The sequence below is a fragment of the Priestia sp. FSL W8-0524 genome, assembly GCF_038005965.1.
Lineage (GTDB): Bacteria > Bacillota > Bacilli > Bacillales > Bacillaceae_H > Priestia > Priestia zanthoxyli.
This window is the reverse complement of sequence record NZ_JBBOUG010000001.1, coordinates 4140978-4163121: the sequence shown is the minus strand read 5'-3', so window position 1 is coordinate 4163121 and position 22144 is coordinate 4140978. Positions and strand designations below refer to the sequence as shown.

26 protein-coding genes and 1 riboswitch are annotated in these 22144 nt (G+C 38.8%); of the genes, 20 read left to right on the top strand and 6 right to left on the bottom strand.

What is annotated here, in order from left to right; translation table 11 throughout:
• Nucleotides 1–63: 63 nt before the first annotated feature.
• The 3 genes from NST66_RS21775 to NST66_RS21765 all read left to right on the top strand — a co-directional run bounded on the left by NST66_RS21775 (nucleotide 64) and on the right by NST66_RS21765 (nucleotide 2255).
• Nucleotides 64–270, top strand: coding sequence for a YqgQ family protein (locus NST66_RS21775; protein WP_028411617.1), 207 nt, complete (start codon nucleotides 64–66; stop codon nucleotides 268–270).
• 2 nt (nucleotides 271–272) lie between these two features.
• Nucleotides 273–1241, top strand: coding sequence for an ROK family glucokinase (locus NST66_RS21770; protein ID WP_013059183.1), 969 nt, complete (start codon nucleotides 273–275; stop codon nucleotides 1239–1241).
• A 111-nt stretch (nucleotides 1242–1352) separates the two neighbouring features.
• Entirely contained in the window at nucleotides 1353–2255 is a 903-nt protein-coding gene (locus NST66_RS21765) for a M14 family metallopeptidase (RefSeq protein ID WP_028411615.1), read from the top strand.
• A 35-nt stretch (nucleotides 2256–2290) separates the two neighbouring features.
• On the opposite strand, the gene NST66_RS21760 is transcribed toward NST66_RS21765, so the two are convergent.
• Nucleotides 2291–2467, bottom strand: coding sequence for a DUF2759 domain-containing protein (locus NST66_RS21760; protein ID WP_028411614.1), 177 nt, complete (start codon nucleotides 2465–2467; stop codon nucleotides 2291–2293).
• A 209-nt stretch (nucleotides 2468–2676) separates the two neighbouring features.
• Here NST66_RS21760 and NST66_RS21755 point away from each other — a divergent pair, with 209 nt between their 5' ends.
• Nucleotides 2677–3309 carry an MBL fold metallo-hydrolase gene (locus NST66_RS21755; RefSeq protein WP_028411613.1) on the top strand — a complete coding sequence of 211 codons (633 nt, stop codon included), beginning with the start codon at nucleotides 2677–2679 and terminating at the stop codon, nucleotides 3307–3309.
• A gap of 37 nt (nucleotides 3310–3346) precedes the next feature.
• Here the strand turns inward: NST66_RS21755 and NST66_RS21750 are convergent, their stop codons facing one another.
• The gene (locus NST66_RS21750) at nucleotides 3347–3583 is read right to left on the bottom strand and encodes a DUF2626 domain-containing protein (RefSeq protein ID WP_013059179.1); all 237 of its coding nucleotides are present in this window, start codon (nucleotides 3581–3583) and stop codon (nucleotides 3347–3349) included.
• Between the two features lie 261 nt (nucleotides 3584–3844).
• Here NST66_RS21750 and NST66_RS21745 point away from each other — a divergent pair, with 261 nt between their 5' ends.
• The 9 genes from NST66_RS21745 (at nucleotide 3845) to NST66_RS21705 (ending at nucleotide 8687) form a co-directional block, all read left to right on the top strand.
• On the top strand, nucleotides 3845–4228 hold the full coding sequence (locus NST66_RS21745; RefSeq protein WP_028411612.1) for a Spx/MgsR family RNA polymerase-binding regulatory protein: 384 nt from the start codon (nucleotides 3845–3847) through the stop codon (nucleotides 4226–4228).
• Between the two features lie 270 nt (nucleotides 4229–4498).
• A complete protein-coding gene (comGA, locus tag NST66_RS21740; protein ID WP_028411611.1) occupies nucleotides 4499–5551 on the top strand; it encodes a competence type IV pilus ATPase ComGA in 1053 nt (350 codons plus the stop codon).
• Nucleotides 5542–6588, top strand: coding sequence for a competence type IV pilus assembly protein ComGB (comGB, locus tag NST66_RS21735; protein WP_033579696.1), 1047 nt, complete (start codon nucleotides 5542–5544; stop codon nucleotides 6586–6588). The genes comGA and comGB overlap by 10 nt, the downstream gene beginning before the upstream one ends.
• A gap of 14 nt (nucleotides 6589–6602) precedes the next feature.
• Nucleotides 6603–6914 carry a competence type IV pilus major pilin ComGC gene (comGC, locus tag NST66_RS21730; protein ID WP_016765560.1) on the top strand — a complete coding sequence of 104 codons (312 nt, stop codon included), beginning with the start codon at nucleotides 6603–6605 and terminating at the stop codon, nucleotides 6912–6914.
• Entirely contained in the window at nucleotides 6901–7338 is a 438-nt protein-coding gene (gene comGD / locus NST66_RS21725; RefSeq protein ID WP_221817848.1) for a competence type IV pilus minor pilin ComGD, read from the top strand. The genes comGC and comGD overlap by 14 nt, the downstream gene beginning before the upstream one ends.
• On the top strand, nucleotides 7322–7660 hold the full coding sequence (locus NST66_RS21720; protein ID WP_033579698.1) for a type II secretion system protein: 339 nt from the start codon (nucleotides 7322–7324) through the stop codon (nucleotides 7658–7660). Before comGD ends, NST66_RS21720 begins: the two co-directional genes overlap by 17 nt.
• Nucleotides 7657–8094 carry a competence type IV pilus minor pilin ComGF gene (gene comGF / locus NST66_RS21715; protein WP_033579699.1) on the top strand — a complete coding sequence of 146 codons (438 nt, stop codon included), beginning with the start codon at nucleotides 7657–7659 and terminating at the stop codon, nucleotides 8092–8094. The genes NST66_RS21720 and comGF overlap by 4 nt, the downstream gene beginning before the upstream one ends.
• Nucleotides 8084–8458, top strand: a complete 375-nt coding sequence (gene comGG / locus NST66_RS21710) for a competence type IV pilus minor pilin ComGG (RefSeq protein WP_033579700.1) — start codon at nucleotides 8084–8086, stop codon at nucleotides 8456–8458. Before comGF ends, comGG begins: the two co-directional genes overlap by 11 nt.
• Before the next feature lie 43 nt (nucleotides 8459–8501).
• A complete protein-coding gene (locus NST66_RS21705; RefSeq protein ID WP_013059170.1) occupies nucleotides 8502–8687 on the top strand; it encodes a YqzE family protein in 186 nt (61 codons plus the stop codon).
• A 23-nt stretch (nucleotides 8688–8710) separates the two neighbouring features.
• Here the strand turns inward: NST66_RS21705 and NST66_RS21700 are convergent, their stop codons facing one another.
• Nucleotides 8711–9535 (bottom strand): YqhG family protein, encoded by an 825-nt coding sequence (locus NST66_RS21700; RefSeq protein WP_034271046.1) that lies wholly within the window; start codon nucleotides 9533–9535, stop codon nucleotides 8711–8713.
• Complete coding sequence (locus NST66_RS21695; RefSeq protein ID WP_034271042.1) at nucleotides 9522–11195, bottom strand: DEAD/DEAH box helicase; 1674 nt, start codon at nucleotides 11193–11195, stop codon at nucleotides 9522–9524. Before NST66_RS21695 ends, NST66_RS21700 begins: the two co-directional genes overlap by 14 nt.
• A gap of 180 nt (nucleotides 11196–11375) precedes the next feature.
• Nucleotides 11376–11468: riboswitch (glycine riboswitch) on the top strand.
• Between the two features lie 212 nt (nucleotides 11469–11680).
• Between NST66_RS21695 and gcvT the strand changes: the two genes are divergently transcribed.
• From gcvT to gcvPB, 3 genes are read left to right on the top strand one after another with little or no spacing between them, the layout of a single operon-like run.
• Nucleotides 11681–12781, top strand: coding sequence for a glycine cleavage system aminomethyltransferase GcvT (gene gcvT / locus NST66_RS21690; RefSeq protein ID WP_098626961.1), 1101 nt, complete (start codon nucleotides 11681–11683; stop codon nucleotides 12779–12781).
• Nucleotides 12782–12801: 20 nt separating this feature from the next.
• The gene (gene gcvPA, locus NST66_RS21685; RefSeq protein ID WP_033579704.1) at nucleotides 12802–14148 is read left to right on the top strand and encodes an aminomethyl-transferring glycine dehydrogenase subunit GcvPA; all 1347 of its coding nucleotides are present in this window, start codon (nucleotides 12802–12804) and stop codon (nucleotides 14146–14148) included.
• Complete coding sequence (gene gcvPB, locus NST66_RS21680) at nucleotides 14141–15619, top strand: aminomethyl-transferring glycine dehydrogenase subunit GcvPB (protein WP_028411605.1); 1479 nt, start codon at nucleotides 14141–14143, stop codon at nucleotides 15617–15619. The genes gcvPA and gcvPB overlap by 8 nt, the downstream gene beginning before the upstream one ends.
• A gap of 44 nt (nucleotides 15620–15663) precedes the next feature.
• Here the strand turns inward: gcvPB and NST66_RS21675 are convergent, their stop codons facing one another.
• Nucleotides 15664–16047, bottom strand: a complete 384-nt coding sequence (locus NST66_RS21675) for a rhodanese-like domain-containing protein (RefSeq protein ID WP_221817805.1) — start codon at nucleotides 16045–16047, stop codon at nucleotides 15664–15666.
• Between the two features lie 230 nt (nucleotides 16048–16277).
• Here NST66_RS21675 and NST66_RS21670 point away from each other — a divergent pair, with 230 nt between their 5' ends.
• From NST66_RS21670 to NST66_RS21655, 4 genes are all read left to right on the top strand, one after another.
• Complete coding sequence (locus tag NST66_RS21670) at nucleotides 16278–17111, top strand: lipoate--protein ligase family protein (RefSeq protein WP_013085005.1); 834 nt, start codon at nucleotides 16278–16280, stop codon at nucleotides 17109–17111.
• Nucleotides 17112–17423: 312 nt separating this feature from the next.
• Nucleotides 17424–19982: a vitamin B12-dependent ribonucleotide reductase gene (locus NST66_RS21665; protein WP_221778860.1), complete on the top strand. Its 2559-nt coding sequence runs from the start codon at nucleotides 17424–17426 to the stop codon at nucleotides 19980–19982.
• Between the two features lie 285 nt (nucleotides 19983–20267).
• Nucleotides 20268–20699: a transcriptional regulator MntR gene (gene mntR, locus NST66_RS21660; RefSeq protein WP_013085004.1), complete on the top strand. Its 432-nt coding sequence runs from the start codon at nucleotides 20268–20270 to the stop codon at nucleotides 20697–20699.
• Nucleotides 20700–20801: 102 nt separating this feature from the next.
• Complete coding sequence (locus NST66_RS21655; RefSeq protein WP_028411603.1) at nucleotides 20802–21683, top strand: patatin-like phospholipase family protein; 882 nt, start codon at nucleotides 20802–20804, stop codon at nucleotides 21681–21683.
• 30 nt (nucleotides 21684–21713) lie between these two features.
• Here the strand turns inward: NST66_RS21655 and NST66_RS21650 are convergent, their stop codons facing one another.
• Nucleotides 21714–22112: an SA1362 family protein gene (locus tag NST66_RS21650; protein ID WP_013059160.1), complete on the bottom strand. Its 399-nt coding sequence runs from the start codon at nucleotides 22110–22112 to the stop codon at nucleotides 21714–21716.
• Nucleotides 22113–22144: the final 32 nt, after the last annotated feature.

The window sequence follows — 22144 nt, the reverse complement described above, 5'->3', positions numbered from 1 at the left end:
ACTGTTGAGTTATCTCAAAATAAATGAATCATATCACCTAGAAAATAGGATAAAGGTGACAGAATGAATACGTTATATGATGTACAACAATTATTAAAGTCCTTCGGCATTTTTATATACGTAGGCGATCGTACTGCTGATTTAGAGCTGATGGAAGCGGAAGTAAAAGAATTATATCAGTCTAATTTGATTGATGTACGTGATTACCAAATGGCAATTCTTTTGCTTCGTCGAGAGTTAAAACAACAAAAAGAGAAAAAGGATGAATGAACATGGATGACAAATGGTTAGTTGGAGTTGATTTAGGCGGTACAACAATAAAAATGGCCTTTATTAATCATTATGGAGAAATCATTCACAAGTGGGAAATTAATACGGATGTGAGCGAGCAAGGCCGTAAAATTCCAACAGATATTGCAAAAGCAATTGATAAAAAGTTAAACGATCTTGGAGAAGTAAAGTCAAGGTTGGTGGGAATTGGTATTGGTGCACCGGGGCCTGTCAACTTTGCAAACGGTTCGATTGAAGTAGCTGTCAATTTAGGTTGGGAAAAATTCCCTATCAAAGATATCTTGGAAGTAGAAACTTCTCTTCCTGTTGTAGTAGACAATGATGCAAATATTGCAGCCATTGGAGAAATGTGGAAAGGTGCTGGAGACGGAGCAAAAGATTTGCTGTGCGTTACGCTTGGTACAGGTGTTGGCGGCGGTGTCATTGCCAACGGTGAAATTGTACAAGGCGTAAATGGAGCAGCTGGTGAGATTGGCCACATCACATCTATTCCTGAAGGCGGGGCACCGTGTAACTGCGGCAAAACCGGCTGTTTAGAAACAATTGCTTCAGCAACTGGGATTGTACGTTTAACGATGGAAGAGTTAACGGAAACGGACAAACCAAGTGAGCTTCGCACAGTGTTAGAACAAAACGGACAAGTTACATCTAAAGATGTATTTGATGCAGCTCGTTCAAAAGACGAGTTAGCTATGCATGTTGTAGATAAAGTTGCCTTTCATTTAGGCCTAGCACTAGCAAACTCTGCTAATGCATTAAACCCTGAGAAAATCGTTCTAGGTGGCGGTGTGTCTCGTGCAGGCGAGGTATTACTTGCACCGGTAAGAGATTATTTCAAACGTTTTGCATTTCCTCGCGTAGCGCAAGGTGCTGAGCTAGCAATCGCTACTTTAGGAAACGATGCGGGAATTATTGGAGGAGCTTGGTTAGTTAAATCTTATTTTGAATAATAAGCATGAATCTAACTGAGATAAAAAAGCGCTTTGACTAAATGTCAAAGCGCTTTTTTATCATGCATCTTTTCAATCTTTACATATACATAGTGTAAAGGAGTGAAGATTATGCGAATTATAGATATCCAAAAGCCTTACGATTACAAGCGAACCATAAAAGACATACAAACACTTTTGACTTATTATCCCTATGGTTCTCTTGAATGGATAGGGTGCAGCGTGCTTGGAAAGCCGATTCCTCATATTTTAATTGGAAACGGAAAGAGAAAGGTTCATATCAATGCGTCGTTTCATGCTAATGAATGGATTACGACAAATGTTCTTCTACAGTTTATGGAAGATTATTTAGCTGCTCTTCATTATGATCAGGCGTTGAACGGGCAAGATTCAAGAGCTCTTTTTAATCAAATTACGCTTTCTGCAGTTCCAATTGTTAACCCAGACGGAGTAGATCTGGTCTTAAAAGGTCCTGGTGTAGGCGAACCTTATGCGTCTTTTCTTTCTAAAATAGGGAGAGATTTTCCGGATTTTCAAAGCTGGAAAGCAAATATCCGAGGGGTGGACTTAAACAATCAGTTTCCGGCTTATTGGGAAATCGAAAAAAAGCGTAAAGAACCTAAAGCGCCGCATTATCGAGATTTTCCAGGCTATGAATCTCTCTCTGAACCTGAAGCTCAGGCAATGGTAAAACTCGTTGAGCGTCATGATTTTGATTGTGTGATTGCTTTACATACCCAAGGAGAAGAATTTTATTGGGGGTATATGAATGAAGAGCCTGAGGAAGCAGAGGAAATAGCAAGCTATTTTGAAAGGGTAAGCGGTTATAAAGCTGTCAAAACGATTGATAGTCACGCGGGATTTAAGGATTGGTTTATTTTAGAAAAGAAAAAGCTGGGGTTCACCCTAGAATTGGGAAAAGGGATTAATCCGCTGCCTTTATCTCAAATATCGCGCGTATATAATCCGACTAAAGCTATTTTAGTTGCGGCAATGGATTATCTGTCTATTTAAAAAGCCATGCAAAGCATATGCTTTGCATGGCTTTTTTAATGATGTACCGCCGGATAGCCGTGATGTATGATGGTCATCACGGTAAACCATCCGAATACACCGAATGTTAGTACCGAAAAACCAATGCCTAATATGTTTTTATTTCTCAAAGATGAAATAGCTGCAAATACGCCTAGCAATGTTGTTAGTGCAAAAATAATCATAAGACCCACTCGAAGAAACCTCCTTTAGGTAACTTAAAATTAAAGCGCTATCATTAGCTTATCCCTTCAATTGTAAAACTTTTCTAACCGTTTGTCGAGATGAAAACCAATCTTTCTTTTGCTTCTTTGGCTTAGAAAGGTCCTTACTTTCATTTATAAGATGATGTGTGTATGATAATGCATATAACGGAAATAAATTTACACAAGGAGGACACATTATGAACTATCATCGTATACCGCTAGGACCTATTCAAACGAATTGTTATGTCGTTGCTAACGAAAAAAAAGAATGTTTAATTTTTGATCCGGGAGCTCAGGGAAAACAGCTCGTTGAATTTCTCGAAAAACAAACGTATAAACCATTAGCTATTTTGCTGACACACGCTCATTTCGATCACATTGGAGGAGTAGATGAGGTGATGAATCACTACTCTATCCCGCTTTATGTACATAAAAACGAAAAAGAATGGCTTCATAATAGTGACTTAAACGGGTCGAAATTTTTTGACCTAGGAGAAATTACAGCTCCAGATGCAACCGATATTATTTCATCAGAAGGCAATTTAACAATCGGTTCATTCCAATTTGAGGTGTATGAAACGCCTGGTCATTCTCCTGGCAGCGTTTCATATTATTTCAAACCGGGTAACTTTGTAGTATCTGGTGACGCGCTTTTTGCAGGCGGCATCGGGCGCACAGATTTACCTGGAGGTAATCAAGCTCAGCTGTTAGAAAGCATCGAATCGAAATTGCTGTCCCTTCCAGAAGATACGCTTGTACTAAGCGGTCACGGACCTGAAACAACTGTGGGACACGAAATGGATCAAAATCCTTTTCTAAATGGGTTTTAAGAATACAAAAAGCGATGGAAGCCCATCGCTTTTCTCTTTACTGTCCTGGTGTCATCATAAAAGTTGACCAGTACGTGAACCCCACAAAAAAGACGGTCAAATATGCTCCAAAAACGTAAATGTACATTCTTTCAGACAGCTTTAAATAACTAAGAATTACAAAAAAGCCTGTTTGAGCTAAAAAGAGTAAAGAAGTCTTATGCATGTGACCGAGGTAAAACATTACAGTGAAAATTGCTGTCCAGAACCCCATTACACGGTACATTCGTTCCACGTCCATTTCCTCCTTTATCAAACTTAGTTAGTGTCATGATGAATGTCATCGCTGTGTAAGCACTAGAAAGCACTTATGAAACTATATCGATACTTTTCCATTATAATACATCCTTTCTTTCCTGAAAACGCTATCTTTTCCTTGAAATACGACAGAAGAAAAAAAGTTATACAAAACATATGCAAAATACTATACAAAGGTTATACAAAACGTGTACAATGTATATAAACAATCTATAACTAAAAAACGGGAGGGTTTCATATGGAAGAAATTAAATTTTATACGTACCCGAGCTGTACATCATGTCGTAAAACGAAAAAGTGGCTAGTGAAGGAAGATGTAAATTTTAAAGAGCGTCATTTATTTAGAGAAACACCTACTCATAAAGAAATGCTTGAACTTCTTTCTATGACAACAGAAGGGATGGATGAACTTCTTGCTAAAAGAAGTCAGGAATATAAAAAGTTAAATGTTGATGTGGACAGCATGACGTTATCACAAGTAGTTAATCTATTAATTGAACATCCTCGTTTGCTTCGCCGCCCCATTTTAACGGATGGCAAAAAGCTTGTAGTAGGTTATAACGAATCTGCACTTAAAAATTTGGTCAAGAAAAAAACAAGTCTTGCGTCTCTAGTTGTGTAAGCATACATGATGAAGAAGCTCAATTCAGTAAATAACGAATAAAACGACAGCGTAGAGTTTTACATCACGTTGTCTTTTTTTTATGTAATCGTTTAGAGGTGTACAGAAGTTGTACATCGTGTACAAGGACTGAAGCGAAGAAAAGAAGCGTATACGAAAAAAATTATAAAAAATGAAAAAAGAAGGAGGGAAATCTCGAAAAAGGTCGAAATTACTGTTTCTAGGTGTTTTAAGAATCATCTTCATTACAAATAAAGGAGTGATGATCGTTTGACCGAAATTGAACAGTTTGCTACTTACGTTATACGAGATGCATGTGAGTGTCGAAGTTCTGATGTGCATATTGTGCCCCGAAAGAAAGATGCTGTGATTCAGCTGCGAATTGACCAGGAGCTTATTTTAAAGAGGGTTATTTCAAAGGAAATGTCTGAACGGCTCATTTCGCATTTTAAATTTTTAGGGGGAATGGATATTGGGGAGCGCAGAAAACCTCAAAATGGTGCATTGACCACTTCCGTTGATCACTATCAAGTAAATTTGCGTTTATCAACTCTTCCTACTTCTCATGATGAAAGTCTTGTTATTCGGCTTTTGCCTCATCAACAATCTACCTCTCTCAAACATTTATCTCTTTTTCCTGAACATACTAAAAAGCTTATTTCTCTCTTGAAATTCTCTCATGGATTAATTATTTTTACCGGTCCTACAGGATCAGGTAAAACCACTACTCTATATACTCTTTTACACGAAGTAAAGCACCTTTTTAATCGAAATGTTATTACACTAGAAGATCCTATTGAAAAACCGAGTGAAACCGTGCTTCAAGTGCAGGTAAATGAACGCGCAGGGATTACGTATACGACTGGTTTAAAAGCTATATTGCGCCATGATCCAGACATTATCATGGTGGGAGAAATAAGAGATAGTGAGACCGCCAAAATTGCTGTGAGAGCAGCGCTTACCGGACACTTGGTTTTGACAACGATGCATACTAAAGATACAAAAGGATCTTTGTACAGGCTGCTTGAGTTTGGCGTTAGCTTTCAAGAAATGGAGCAGACTCTTGTAGCAGTAGCTGCACAGCGTCTTGTAGAAATTCGCTGTCCGCTGTGTTCGGGAAAATGCCACCCTGCTTGTAAAAAAATGAGGAAGCATCGTCAGTCCAGCATATACGAATTGCTTTATGGCAAGGAGCTTAGCGCAGTGATGAGAGAAGTGAAAGGAGAAAATGCGGATTATGATTATAAGACGCTCCGAGATGTTATTCTAAAAGGAATCGCGCTAGGCTATTTATATCCGCATTCGCTAGACGGATGGGGGTAAAGACAAATAGACAAAAAAGGTGGTCTCTAGCTCAGCAAGCAAAAATTCTTAAGCAGGTCTCCAAGCTCTTAGAAAAAGGCTACACTCTTTCTCAAGCTCTTTCATTTTTGACGTTTCAAGTATCTAACAAAGAAAAAACGGATATTGAAAAATGTCTTGAGCAGTTAAAACGAGGAGAATCTTTGCACGATGCTTTTGTTAAACTTCAGTTTCACCGTGATATTTTAAGCTATTTATATTTTGCGGAACAGCATGGAAACCTTCAATTTGCTTTAAAAGAAAGTAGCTCAATGATTGAAGAAAAAGTAAGGCATCGTAAAAAATTTCAAAAGCTTGTTCAATATCCCGTATTGCTACTTCTGTTTATTCTTTCCATTTTATTTGTTTTAAGTACGGTTTTACTTCCGCAGTTTGAAGCTCTGTACTTATCCTTTGGAAACAAGCAGTCTTCGTTTATCCTCTTATTTATGCAGGCGATGTCGTTCTTTCCTTTTGTGTTACCTGCAGTCATCAGTATGCCAATCATCCTTTATTTGTTTTATGTAATTTACATTAAAAAATTGCCTCCAGTAGTTCAAATGCAGCTTTTTATGAGAGTTCCCGTTATCCGAACGTTCACACGACTATTTAACTCCTACTTTTTTTCTGTTCATATGAGCAATTTATTAAACGGTGGTTTATCTATTTATGAATGTTTTGCTCTTTTTCAAAAGCAGGAGCATCATCCGTTCTTTCAAGTGGAAGCTTTTGCTTTTACAGATCAACTTTCCTCAGGAATGCGATTAGATCATATCGTTTCAGCTAAATCTCATTATGAAAAAGACTTGGCTCATGTTATTGTGCATGGCCAGCAGAACGGTGAGCTTTCTCAAGAGCTGTATGATTACAGTCTATTTATGATGGAAAGAATGGAACAATTTATTTTTCGTATTTTAAAATATGTACAGCCGCTTACATTTTTGTTCATCGGAATGGTCATTCTGCTTATGTATATGTCCGTTATGCTTCCGATGTTAGAAGTGATGTCGAGCTTGTAGAAGGGTGAAAGAATATGATTCTAAAAGGTAATAAAGGGTTTACCCTTATTGAAATGTTAATCGTTATGCTCGTTATTACCGTGCTTTTGCTCATTATGATTCCAAATGTATTAAAGCATAATACGGTTATTAATAACAAAGGCTGCTCAGCTCTTGTCAAAACCGTAGAGGCTGAGGTACAAGTATATGAGCTTGAAAACGGCGAAAAACCAAGTCTAGAAGAGCTTGAAGCAGGAGGCTACTTAAAAGAAGGCACCGTGTGTCCAAATGGTCAAGCTATTCAAATTGACGGTACCGGAAAGGTTACGGCTAGTGGTTCTTCTTAAGCAAAGAGGATTTACCCTCATTGAGATGCTGATGGTTTTATTTATTGTGCAAGTGATGATGTTTTCCATTATCGTAACCATTCGGCCGCTTGTGGAATATTACAAAATCACATTATTCTTGCGACAGCTGCAAAGCGACACGTTTTATGTGCAGCAGACAGCCATGAACCGAGAATCTCCAATTAAAATTAACTTCGCACCGAAGGGAACAGAATATATTGTTTCTGATTCTCGTGCCGTTCTTTATAAGCGCGTCTATGACTCCACCATTCATATCACGTTTGGAAGCGGCAATTCCACGATACAATACAACAAAAACGGCAATATTTCTCAAGCAAAGACCATTTTTATCAGCAGTCAAAAGTTTAAATACAAAGTTACTTTTCAAATAGGTAGAGGGCGTTTTTATGTGGACAAGATGTAAGGGTCAGCAGGGCTATACCTTGTTAGAAATGCTTGTTTCATTTAGCATGCTTTTACTCCTAACCGGTACAATTATTCCTTTGTATGTTCAGATGAAGGAAGAAGAAAAGAAGCAATATGTTTCGTATCAAGCTGATGCTATCTTACACGAAGAACTATTGAAATATAAATATGAAACAGGATATAAACGGCGAGAAAAAATCGTAAAAGAAAACGTTGTGTTTTATCTGAAGTGGAACGGAGAAAGTGCTCAAAAGCTTTGTGTAGAATGGACAGATTCGGCTGATAAAATGAAAAAGAAGTGTGATGTGATGTTGAAGTGAAAAGTGAAAAAGGCTTTACGCTTGTAGAGATGTTAGTCAGTTTTGCTCTTTTTTTGATCATTGTTTCATTTTTCCCCATTATCATTCCGCTAGCTAAGCAAACATATAATCCAGACTTTAGTATGAATGAAATGGAGTGGGAAATTTTTGTGAATCAACTTGCTATGGAATATCGAGAAGCAAAAGAAGTGAGAATTCATGCGACTACGCTTACGTTGAAAATGGAAAATAATCAGATCATCACTTATGAACGATACGAAGACAAGATAAGAAGACGAGTGGATGAAAGCGGTCATGAAGTTGTGCTGCAGCATATTAAGAATATCATGTATGAACAGCAAAAAGAAAGGCTGCTGATTCGTTCAACAGACGGTGTTAACAAAGTTAGAGAAGAAACCATTACGACGTTTTTGATGCTTGCTTATGAAACATAATGAGCAAGGGTTTATTCTCCCGGTTGTGTTGGCATTTTGTGCGCTTTTTCTTCTGTTAGTAGCTCAGCAAACTACTTATTTTGTGACGAAAAGTTCATTTTATCAAGAAGTAGAGCAGAAAAATCGTCTGCAGCATCTTTTAGAAAACGCGGTTGTACATGTAAAAAAAGAAATAAAAGAACATAATAAATCTCCATCTGCACCCTTAGTGTTAGAAACGGGTACGGTTTCATACGACGTAGTAAGTGAAGATGAACAGATGATTATCCTAAAAATAAAGTGTCAAACACTGCAAGGAAGAGCATTGACAGAAACCGCATATATTCAAAAAAAGGATCAGCACATTGTGAAGTGGACGGATTAAGTCTCTTTCTCTCCGGATATAATAGTGCTGAGGAGATGATTATATGAAAACGAATGATTATGTAAAATATATGACTCAGCAATTTGTACAATATATGGATCAGCCAAAAGAAGAGAGGAAAACGAAAAAGATTCAAAAAAAAGAAGAGCGAGCACCTTTTGCGAACAGATGGTTTGGAATGATTCCGCTGTCGTTTATGCTGTGGTACCGAAAGAAAAAAGAAAGATGAGCATATCATATGCTCATCTTTTTTTAACCGACTTGTGTTTTATTAAATTGACGTGACATCGTTTCGGGCGATATGTAAAATAAGCCACCGTTTATAAACTTAAATAAGATGGTCGGTTCGTACAGCTCTTGAAGCGCTGTTTTTTCGGTCATATATATTTCTGGCAGCTCTTCTGCTGTTTCGTAAAAATGATCAAGCAGTGCTAAGTCTTCGTACCATCTTTCCTGCGCTTTTTCTGCCCATTCAGTCGGTTGAGTTTTAACGTAGTCAGTCACGTATGATGTGAGTCGTGCAATCGCACTTTTCGGCTTAATAAAAGGTGAAAGAGTAAAGCAATAGTCCGAGATTTTAGATGATAAATTTTGATTAATGATTGATTCATGAAATGATTCAACGATTTGTCCGTTAATTAAATTAATGCCAAGCGACAAGAGCTCATCCTTTTTACGGTCGCATTTGTATGAGACTTTAATATTTAACGCAAGCCAAGGGTGTAAAGGCTGATTTGTTGGTTGAGCTGATGAAACTTGTTCATACAGATGAATAAACCCGCCTAGCTTTTGAGTAGAAGCGAAAATTTGATGCAGCCTAGGTGAGCCAAAATGAATTCGTTCTCCTTGAACAGAATCGTCTTCAAACGCGGGATCTGTAATGAAAGTGAGTGAAGCAGGATTTGCTTCTCCGCCTGTCTTTTCAACATAATGCCAATAAAATGGACGATTCATCAACTCTTTGTCAAGTTCGATTGTTAATTGAACCTTTAGATAAGATGGTGTTTCTGTGACAATAGAACAATTATTAGCTAGAAAGTAACGCTTTAAAAATTGATGAATATCAGTTTGCTGCATGCTGATCCTCCTCGCTGTCTTCGTATTGAATAATAGACGTCAAGTTCTCCATTTTGATTTTTATTTCTCCTTCACTCCGTGAATGAAATAAAATATCTTGAATATGCTCTTCGATATTTTTTAAATCAAGCTTTGTTAAAATATCATCTAACTCTCCAACAACTCGTTCAAAAAGGTTTATTTTTTCGTATAACAATTTTAAAATATGTTCTTCGACCGTATGTTGAATCGCTAAATTGTAAATGTGAACATCATGTTTTTGACCTAAACGATGTACCCTTCCAATTCGCTGTTCTAGACGCATTGGATTCCACGGTAGATCATAGTTAATAATATGATGACAAAACTGAAGGTTGATTCCTTCTCCGCCCGCTTCAGTGGCAATAAATACTTGCGCGTGGCTTTCAAAAAGCTGCTTCATCCAGTCTTTTTTACCTCGCTTAAATCCTCCTCTAAACGGTACAGAGGTAATTCCATGCTGTTTTAAATACCACTGTAAGTACAGTTGAGTTGCTCTGTACTCAGTGAAAATAATAACTTTGTCATCAATTTTTTGAACGAGTTCCAGAACTTTTTCTGCTTTTGCATTTTGCGGCACTTGCTGAAGTAGTTGCATTAACGGAGTAATCATATGTTCCGTTAATGCGCTGTTTTGATCTTCCTGACGTTCCAGCATGTTTTTTAATGTCATATACACCGCTTCACGGCTGCTGCAGGCCTCTCGCTGCAGGGTTAAAATTGAAAAAGCACTTGAAGGGTGCAGTCCGTTTCCTTTAAAAGACGTAATCGCATCGTATAGCTCGCGTTCTTTCGGTGAAAATTCAACAGGAATGGTTTGAACAATTCGCTTCGTCCATTCGATACCAGTATCATGGCGGCGATTTCGAATCATAACTTTGTTAACAAGCTCTTTTAAGTGCTCATCGTTTTGCAAAGATCGTTTTTTAGCAGAAAATAATTCTTCGAAATAGTCTTTATTGCCGAGATGGCCAGGCTTTAAAAGAGAGACTAAGTTGAAAATTTCTTCAATTCGATTTTGAATCGGTGTTGCGGTTAGCAACAGACAAAATTTCTTTTTCAGGCTTTGAACAAATTCATAGTTTTTTGTTTTGTTGTTTTTAAGTTTATGAGCTTCATCAATGATGATGAGGTCGTAGTCTTGTTCTAGCACAATTTCTCGATGAGGGGAACGTTTTGCTGTATCAATTGAAGATACAACGATGTCACACTGATCCCACACATATGATTTTCTTTGAGGGACCGCGGGAATATAAAATTTTTGATTCAATTCCATAGCCCACTGTGAAACAAGCGAAGCTGGAACTAAAATGAGAACTTTTTTAACAAGCCCGCGAATCATATATTCCTTCAAAATTAACCCTGCTTCAATCGTTTTCCCTAGTCCTACTTCATCTGCTAAAATGGCTTTCCCATTCATTGTTTCGACTACTTGTTTGGCTACTTCGAGCTGATGAGGAAGCGGCGTTAAATCGGCTAGATGTGTTGGGCTTTGTAGCCCTTCAAATTCTGAGATAAGCGTTTGGTCTTCTATTTCATAGGCAAGTTTATACAAATCCCATGCAGACCAAGGGCCGTCTTGCTCCAATTTAGTTGAGAAGGCTGCTTCCCATGTTTCATCGATGTTTAATTTCACTTTCATGATAAAAATGCTCCTTTGTAAAAAATTTTTATTGAACAAATGATAAGAATCAGGTAGGATAAAAATATATTTAGAAAATTTGAAAAAGAAAATAGATTAGCACTTTACAAATGATTGTGTGAATAAAGATAGATACATCTTTCAGTAGTATGCCCAACTTTACCAACTTTATAGAAGCGAATGACGACACGGGGAGAGACTACTTGAATGTAGCGCCGAAGGAGCAAGCAATAAAATTGTGAATCTCTCAGGCAAAAAGACTCTTGTTTGACGCAGCTCTGGAGAGTGTCTATGCGTTTATAGACCACCCACGAGGCAAACCTATTCGTTTATAGGTAAACTTTCAGGTGAAAAGGACAGAGACTTCCTACTAAATACAGTAGGGGGTTTTCTGTCCTTTTTTGTTTGGATACATAGTGATCCCCACACTATTTGAAAACTCCCCGTTATGAAAAGTTTCACGTGAAAAAGAGGAGGACATAAATATGACAACAGAATTACACAAAACGCCGCTTTATGATACCTATCAAAGATATGGTGCCAAAACAATTGATTTTGGAGGATGGGCTCTTCCCGTTCAATTTTCTTCTATTAAAGAAGAGCATGAAGCTGTACGTACAAAGGCAGGTCTTTTTGATGTCTCTCATATGGGAGAAATTCTTGTGACAGGAGCTGATAGCTTAGCTTTTCTTCAGCATACGATGACAAATGACGTTTCTACCCTTGTAGATGGAAAAGCGCAGTATACGGCTATGTGTTATGAAGACGGAGGCACGGTAGATGATTTGCTGATTTACAAAAAAGCAGATCAAGAGTATTTGCTGGTCGTAAACGCTGCTAATATTCAAAAAGACTATGAGTGGCTTGTGTCTCACAAGCAAAAAGATGTAACGCTCGTTAATCAATCTGATGAAACTGCGCAGCTAGCATTACAAGGTCCTTTAGCAGAAAAAGTTTTACAAACGTTAACGAATGAAAATTTAGCTTCATTAAAGCCATTTACATTTGCTGATGATGTAGAAGTAGCGAATGTAAATGCTCTCGTTTCACGTACTGGATATACCGGAGAAGATGGTTTTGAAATTTATTGTTCTTCAGCTGACGCCTCTCACTTGTGGACGGCTATTTTAGAAGCAGGAAGTGAGGACGGTGTGTTGCCTTGCGGACTAGGAGCTCGCGATACGCTTCGTTTTGAAGCTACTTTGGCTTTATATGGCCAAGAGCTTTCAAAAGATATTACGCCCATTGAAGCTCGAATTGGATTTGCAGTAAAGACGAACAAAGACAGCTTTATTGGAAAAGAAGTGTTAAAAGAACAGCGTGAAAGCGGGGCACCTCGTAAGCTGGTAGGAATTGAAATGATTGATAAAGGTATACCAAGACACGGTTACGAAGTATTTGCAGATGAAGAACAAATTGGATTTGTGACAACAGGTACACAGTCACCGACATTAAAGAAAAACATCGGTTTAGCGCTATTATCAGCAGAGTATACAGAGCTTGGTCAAGAAGTGGAAGTGCAGGTTCGGAAAAAACGCTTAAAAGCAAAAGTGGTTTCAACACCTTTTTATAAACGTTCAAAGTAAGCTTTGGGGAGGAATTTAACATGTTACATCGCTATTTACCAATGACAGAACAAGATCAGCAGCAAATGTTAGCAGCAATTGGTGTTTCATCCGTTGATGATTTATTTTCAGATATTCCGCAGCGCGTTCGTTTTCAAGGAGAATACAATATTAAAAAAGCGGCTTCAGAGCCTCAGCTGTTAAAAGAATTAAATAATATGGCTGCAAAAAATGCTCATTTGAAAGAATATTCTTCTTTTTTAGGAGCGGGAGTTTATGATCATTACATGCCGGTTATTGTTGACCATGTTATTTCTCGTTCGGAATTTTATACTGCCTATACTCCGTATCAGCCAGAAATTTCTCAAGGAGAACTTCAGGCCATCTTTGAATTTCAAACAATGATTTGTGAGTTAACGGGGATGGACGTGGCCAATTCTTCTATGTATGACGGAGGAACTGCTTTAGCAGAAGCCGCTATGCTCAGTGCGGGTCAAACGAAAAAGAAAAAAGTACTTGTCTCTGCGGCCGTTCACCCTGAGTCAAAAGATGTGTTAAAAACGTATGCGAAGGGTCAATATATTGAAGTGGTAGAAATCCCTGCAGCAGACGGCGTAACAGATATGATTGCATTAGAAAAAGAGATGGGAAGTGACGTGGCAGCTGTTATTGTCCAGTATCCAAATTTCTACGGACAAATCGAGCCGTTAAAAGAAATTGAAGAAATTACTCATCAAGAAAAATGTATGTTTGTGGTTTCAAGCAATCCTTTATCATTAGGTTTACTTACGCCTCCTGGAGAATTTGGAGCTGATATTGTCATTGGAGATGCACAGCCATTTGGTATTCCAAGTCAATTTGGAGGCCCGCACTGCGGATACTTTGCAACTACGTCTAAGCTTATGCGGAAAATTCCAGGACGATTAGTAGGGCAAACGGTGGATGAAAACGGTAAGCGAGGGTTTGTTTTAACCCTTCAAGCTCGTGAGCAGCATATACGCCGTGATAAAGCGACGTCTAACATTTGTTCAAATCAAGCGTTAAATGCTTTAGCGGCATCAGTTGCCATGACAGCTTTAGGCAAGCAAGGTGTAAAAGAAATGGCGCTGCAAAACTTATCAAAAACGCATTATGCATATGAAGCGTTAAAGGCAAAAGGAGTAAATGTAGCATTTGAAGGACCGTTTTTTAACGAATTAGTCGTGAAGCTTCCTGTTTCGGTAACAGAAGCAAACAATCATTTATTAGCATCAAAAATAATTGGCGGTTATGATCTTAGCCGTGATAACCAAGCGCTTGAAAATCACATGCTGCTTGCTTTTACAGAACTCCGTACAAAAGAGGAAATTGACCAACTTGTAAATGAATTGGGGGATCTTCATGCTTAATCAAAATCAATCACTTATTTTTGAAAGCAGTAAAGAAGGGCGAATCGGCTATTCATTGCCGGAGTTAGATGTTCCGCAAGTAAATGCTGAAGAGCTGCTTGGAAAAGCGTATGTCCGTACCGAAGCTCCTGAGCTTCCTGAAGTATCAGAACTCGATATTATGCGTCATTACACCGCGCTTTCAAAACGAAATCACGGAGTGGACTCAGGGTTTTATCCGCTTGGTTCATGTACGATGAAATATAATCCAAAAGTGAATGAACAAGCAGCACGCATTGCTGGGTTAGCGCATATTCATCCGCTTCAAGATGAGCAAACGGTTCAAGGTGCTCTCGAACTTTTATATGATTTACAAGAGCATTTAACAGAAATTACGGGAATGGATGAAGTAACACTTCAGCCAGCAGCGGGTGCTCATGGCGAGTGGACCGGGCTTATGATGATTCGTGCCTATCATGAAGCAAATGGTGAGACGCAGCGAACAAAAGTCATTGTTCCAGACTCAGCTCACGGAACGAACCCGGCTTCGGCAACAGTTGCGGGATTTGAAACGGTAACGGTAAAATCAAACGAACATGGTTTAGTGGACTTAGAGGATTTACGCCGCGTAGTAGGAGAAGATACAGCCGCTTTAATGTTAACAAATCCAAATACGCTGGGGTTATTTGAAGAAGATATTTTAGAAATGGCTGAAATTGTTCACGCAGCAGGTGGAAAGCTTTATTATGACGGTGCAAATTTAAACGCAGTATTAAGTAAAGCTCGTCCTGGAGATATGGGGTTTGACGTGGTTCATTTAAACCTTCATAAAACGTTTACAGGCCCTCATGGAGGAGGCGGTCCTGGTTCTGGTCCGGTAGGGGTAAAAGCAGATTTAATTCCTTATTTGCCTAAACCAGTGCTTGTGAAAACAGAACAAGGCTATCACTTTGACTATAACCGTCCTCAGTCAATTGGACGCGTAAAGCCGTTTTACGGAAACTTCGGCATCAACGTTCGCGCTTATACGTATATTCGTTCAATGGGTCCAGACGGCTTAAAAGCCGTAACAGAAAATGCTGTGTTAAATGCCAACTATATGATGCGTCGTTTAGCAGAGCACTATGAGCTGCCGTTTGACCGTCACTGTAAGCACGAATTTGTTTTATCAGGAAAACGTCAGAAAAAGCTTGGTGTGCGCACATTGGATATCGCGAAACGACTGCTTGATTTTGGCTATCATCCGCCGACGATCTACTTCCCTCTTATCGTAGAAGAGTGCATGATGATCGAACCAACGGAAACAGAGTCGAAAGAAACGCTAGATGCGTTTATCGATGCGATGATTCAAATTGCAAAAGAAGCAGAAGAGACGCCTGAACTCGTACAGGAAGCTCCGCATACAACGGTTGTGAAGCGCCTTGACGAAACGCTGGCAGCTAGAAAGCCAGTGCTTCGCTATCAGAAAGAACAGGCTGTTCAAAACGTCTAACAAAAAACCTCGCCCAAAGGCGAGGTTTTTCTATATACATACCATTATTTTTTCTTTTTTACTTTACCGTTCCACATTTTGAAGCCGCCTTTTAAATCATAGATTTCTTGAACACCGTGGCGACGAAGCATTTGTGCTGCACGTCCTGTGCGCATTCCGCTTTGACAATAGATGTAGACAGGCTGATCTGAACGAAATTCTTTAATGCGCATACGGAACTGTGACAGAGGAATATTTCGTGCGCCTAAAATATGTCCGTTTTCGAATTCATTCGGTTCACGAATATCAACTAGCTGTGCCTTGCGGTAGCCGCTGCGGAATTCTTCTTCAGTTAACGTTTTCATAATGCGACGTTGGACAAAGAACATAACGACAGAGTATATGATGATTACTCCAAGTAAAATGAGTACTGCTGTAATTGCTGACATGCTGATTCTTCCTTTCTTCGACAAAATCCATACTCTTATTATATAAGTGAATGAAATTAGAAGTAAAGCGATTTTGCCTTGAATCTAGCGGATTTCTTCCCGAAAATGAAAAAACTACCACATTTGAATTCGCAGTTTTATGTTGCTCTTTGCTTTTCCTTAGCTCAATCTTTTGGTAGACTAAAAAACGGATTTATTTTTTATATTACATATAGCTGAGGATGAGGTAGATGAAAGCAAAGTGGAGATTTATTGATTCCAACAACCGTTCGCCTTATTACAATATGGCGTTAGATGAAGCGTTATTAGAATGGCATAGTAAAGGGGAAATTCCACCTACGATTCGTTTTTACGGATGGAACCCTCCAACGCTGTCAATCGGTTATTTTCAAAAAGCTGAAAAAGAAATTAACTTTGATAAAGTAAAAGAATTAGGATTAGGCTTTGTGAGACGTCCAACGGGCGGCAGGGGCGTGCTTCATGATGAAGAGCTTACTTACAGCGTTATTGTATCTGAAGAGTATCCTAATATGCCTAAGACAGTTACAGAGGCATATCGCGTGATCTCAGAAGGTTTACTGGAAGGATTTCGTTCGTTAGGGCTCGAGGCTTATTTTGCTATTCCTCGTTCAGAAGAAGAAAAAAATAGCTTAAAAAACCCTCGTTCGTCCGTGTGCTTTGATGCTCCTTCTTGGTATGAACTTGTTGTAGAGGGCCGCAAAATTGCTGGAAGTGCCCAAACTAGACAAAAAGGAGTTATTCTACAGCACGGCTCTATTCTGTTAGAGATTGATGAAGATAAATTATTCAGCGTGTTTAATTATCCAAATGACCGCGTGAAAGAAAGAATGCAGCGCGCATTTCGTTCTAAAGCGGTAGCGATCAATGCAATTGCGGGCCGCAAAATTTCTATCGAAGAAGCAAAAGAAGCGTTTTATAAAGGATTTGCTTCTGCTCTTGATATCGATTTAGAACCGTATACACTGTCTGAAGAAGAGGAAGCATATGTAGAAGAACTAGCGCGCACAAAGTACGGATCGGATGAATGGAACTTTAAGCGCTAAACGAATGCGGATGGTAAATAGATAAAAGTGCAACTTCTTATAAGTTGCACTTTTTATTGGGATTTTTAGAAACAATGCTTGGCTAATAGAATACATAGGGAAGAAAAGTCAAACACTTTTTTTACGAAAAAAAAAATATTTCACTTGACACCCTTCTATATGTAGATGTTTGGAGAAGTGTCAAATACTATATATTGAATTCGTCCAAGCCGTGTGGTAAGTTATTGATAGTTGATTGAAAAACTCTATTTCCTTTAAAAGGAAATAGAGTTAATAAATTTATAGATGTTCGATAGGTAAGGAGTTGTGAGAATGACTGTTTTGTTAAATCAAAAAGTGAATATGAATGTTGAAAAGCTCAATTCAGATATTGAACGCTTTCCGCAAGTACATCCGATTACACCGGATATGAAGTTAACTCATAAAGGTGTTTCAAGATTGGTAATGTTAGACCGCTATGCGTTTAAAGATACGGAAAAATTAACGTTATCAGAAGGAGATTTTGTTGTTCTAACTGTAAAGGAAGACCCAAAATTTCCAGCACGAGGACTTGGCTATGTGGAAAGCATTAATTTTGAGCAAAAGACCGCTGTTGTCAAGGTAGAAGATGAGTTTAGAGGTGCTTTATCGCCTGAAGAAGCAGAAAACGGGTTAATTACTCGTTCGCTAGATGTCATTGAAAAGCCTCTAGAAGTCTTCTACGAGCAAATTGCAAAACGTAATGCAACAGGCTTAGCTTCTGTGGAAAAAACAGAAGAAAAGCGCAAAGAGTGGTTTGAAAAGTTCTATCAAGAGCTTGTTCAGCTAAACTTTGTACCCGCTGGTCGCGTTCTTTACGGTGCAGGTGCTGACACGGACGTAACTTACTTTAACTGTTACGTAATGCCTTATGTGAAAGATTCACGTGAAGGTATTTCAGAACACCGCAAACAAGTAATGGAAATCATGAGCCGTGGAGGCGGTGTTGGAACGAATGGTTCAACTCTTCGCCCGCGCAACACGCTGGCTCGCGGTGTAAACGGCAAATCATCTGGTTCGGTTTCATGGTTAGATGATATTGCTAAACTGACGCATCTTGTTGAGCAAGGTGGGTCACGTCGTGGGGCTCAAATGATCATGCTTGCCGACTGGCATCCTGACATTGTAGAGTTTATTATTTCTAAAATGCAAAACCCTCGCATTTTACGTTTCTTAATTGAAAACACAAATGACGAAATGATTAAAAAGCACGCTCAAGATAAATTGAAGTTCACGCCGCTAACAGAGTCTGAAGAAGCGATGTACCAAGGAATCATTAACTATAAACAAATTCCTGGTCTTGGTGGGTTCAGTGAAAAAATCATTAAAGATGCAGAAGAAAAGCTGCAAACAGGCGGAACGTACAGCGTTCATAACTCAGAGTTTTTAACAGGAGCAAACATTTCTGTATGCTTAACAAAAGATTTTATGGATGCTGTTGAAAACGACGGTGAATACGAACTTCGCTTCCCAGACGTAGAAAGCTATTCAAAAGAAGAAATGGCTAACTACAATGAAAACTGGCACGAAGTAGGCGATGTGCGCGAGTGGGCAAAACAAGGAAACAAAGTTCGTACGTACCGTACTATTCGTGCAAAAGAGCTATGGAACTTAATTAATATTTGTGCAACGTACTCAGCTGAACCAGGCATTTTCTTCTTTGACAATGCTAATGACATGACAAATGCTCAAGCATATGGTCAGCACGTTGTTGCAACGAATCCATGTGGTGAACAACCACTTGCACCATTCTCTGTTTGTAACTTAGCTGCTGTTAACTTAGCGCAAATGGCAGATAAAGAAACAAAAACAGTTAACTTTGAAAAGCTACGTCAAACGGTTGAAACGGGCGTTAGAATGCAAGATAACGTTATTGATGCAACTCCTTATTTCTTAGAAGAGAACCAAAAGCAAGCGCTTGGCGAACGCCGCGTTGGTCTTGGTGTAATGGGTCTTCACGATCTTCTTATTTATTGTGAAACAGAATACGGCTCTGACAAAGGCAATGAGTTAGTAGATAAAGTGTTTGAAACAATTGCCACGACGGCTTACCGCGCGTCTGTAGAGCTTGGAAAAGAAAAAGGAAGCTTCCCGTTCTTAGTGGGCGAAACAGATGCTGAAACGGCTTCTTTACGTGAAGCATTCACAAATACAGGCTTCATGAAAAAAATGCCTGAAGATATTCGTGAAAACATTAAAGAGCACGGTATCCGAAACTCTCATTTATTAACAGTAGCGCCAACAGGCAGTACTGGAACGATGGTTGGAGTATCAACGGGTCTTGAACCTTATTTCTCATTCTCATACTTCCGAAGCGGTCGTTTAGGTAAGTTTATTGAAGTGAAAGCTGATATCGTTCAAGAGTATTTAGATCAGCATCCAGAAGCAGATCCAAACAATCTTCCTGAATGGTTCATTTCAGCTATGGAACTTGCACCACAAGCTCACGCGGACGTGCAATGTGTGATTCAGCGCTGGATTGATAGCTCAATTAGTAAAACAGTAAACGCTCCTCGTGGTTACACGGTAGAGCAAGTTCAAAAAGTGTACGAGCGTCTGTATAAAGGCGGAGCAAAAGGCGGTACGGTGTACGTAGACGGAAGCCGTGATGCACAAGTCTTAACGCTAAAAGCAGAAGAAAATACGTTTGATGAAGAAATTGAAGCGCCAAAAGAAGAAACAAAACCACACGTTGTGTTAGTTGATACAATTAATGAAATTCGTTCAACTGATGTAACAATCGGTTCTGAAGTAGGTAATACGTGTCCGGTTTGTCGTCAAGGAACGGTAGAGGAAATGGGCGGATGCAACACATGTACAAACTGTGGTGCACAGCTGAAATGCGGCCTTTAATTTTTAATCATGATTGACTAGTAAAAGCTGACTCAAGTGAGTCGGCTTTTATTATGTATGAAAATGGGGCATAAATAAGAAGCGGGAGAGAACGGTTCTTGTATTTGAATAAGCATTGTAGTATGATTTTAATTGAATGTCTTTTATCCAGTTTTATCTTATGACATCGCTTTATTTACACGTTTTTTTCACATAGATTACCAAACATGAACACGATATCACTATAAGAAACAGACATTTATGACTTATTATTAGCAATACATAATATTAATTGGGGGAGATTTCATGCCTACACCGAGTATGGAAGATTATATTGAACAAATATATATGCTAATTGAAGATAAAGGATACGCTCGAGTGTCTGATATTGCTGATGCATTGGCGGTTCACCCCTCATCTGTAACAAAGATGGTTCAAAAACTAGACAAAGATGAGTACTTAATTTATGAAAAATATCGAGGCCTTGTTTTAACAGCTAAGGGACAGAAGATTGGAAAACGTCTTGTTTATCGCCACGAGCTCTTAGAGCAGCTATTGCGAATCATTGGCGTGGATGAGAAGAATATTTATGATGACGTAGAAGGAATTGAACATCATTTAAGCTGGAATTCCATTGATCGAATTGGGGACTTGGTTCAATACTTTGAAGAAAATCATAACCGTATTCAAGATCTTCGCAATGTACAGAAACGAAATGAAGAAGAGCAAAAATTATAAGGAAAAAGCAGCGGCCAATAGCGTCACTGCTTTTTTTCTTTTTATCATAACTTGTTGCTGAGTCGACTACAAATGTAGAGTAGGTAGTTTGGAGGAGAGGCTGTGTACGTCGACGGAGTATTTTCAGGTGGCGGTATTAAAGGGCTTGCACTGATTGGTGCGTTACAAGCTCTAGAAGAAAAAGGCTTTATTTTTCGGCGGTTAGCGGGAACGAGTGCGGGTTCCATTATTTGTGCATTTGTAGCAGCTGGTTATACAAGTGAAGAAATCGTTGAAATGATGAATGAAATTGAGTTATCTTCTTTCCTAGATCAAAGAATGTCCTTTTTACCATCGAGCTTGACAAAATGGCTGTTTTTATATTGGAAAATGGGATTATATAAAGGAGAAAGGCTTGAAAAGTGGATTGCTGAGAAGTTGCGGAGCAGAGGAATTCGTACATTTGCTGATTTGCCTGATCAGTCGCTGCGTATTATTGCGTCAGATTTGACCAACAGTACGATGCTTGTTCTTCCAGATGATTTGCCTAAATATCACATTGATCCGAATCGTTTTTCTGTAGCAAGAGCCGTTCGGATGAGCTGCAGCATTCCATATTTTTTTGAGCCGGTTAAATTAAAATCTACTCCAAGCAGTTTAATAGTCGACGGGGGAGTGTTAAGCAACTTTCCAATTTTTTTATTTGATGATGATAAAAGTTTGAAGAAACGACCGGTAATTGGTGTGAAGCTGAGTCCGAAGGACGAAGAGAGAGAACGGAATAAAATTAAAAATGCCGTTGGTTTATTCAGTGCGCTTTTTGAGACGATGAAAGATGCGCACGATGCAAGACATATTTCAAAACGTCACGAAAAAAATATTATCTTTTTACCTGTTAATCAAGTTTTTGCGACAGAATTTACCCTCACAGAAGAACGGAAGGAAGAGCTGATTGCGTTTGGCAAAAAGCGTACAAGGGCATTTTTGAAAAAATGGTGCTATTAAAAAAACAAGGAGGCTTTTCTCCTTGTTTTTTTAAAAGAATGCTCTATTTTTCTTTTTTCCTTTTTTACCTTCGATGACGGTCAAGTGTGAGTTGTTTTTCTTTTTCTTTAGCGGTTTCGTTGATTTGGATACCGGGCGCTTATTTGAGCTTCGGTACGTATGCATATCAACTTTGTTGCTTCCTCGCTCTTTTTCTTTTTGACGCAGTTTCGATTGCTTTACTGCGCGCACATAGCCTCTATCTTGACCTTTTGTCTGAGAAGGGCGGAGAATAAACCGATAAACTAAGTAAAACAAAATGATAAACAGAAAAATATAACCTGCTTGACGTAATAAAACAGCTGGATCTGTAATCAACGTAAATGCAAAGCCAATGACTCCTAACCCGATTAGACCATATACAAGTGGTTTCACGAATGGACGTCTCATTTTGTTCACCTCCTAAAATAGTAAAAAAAGAA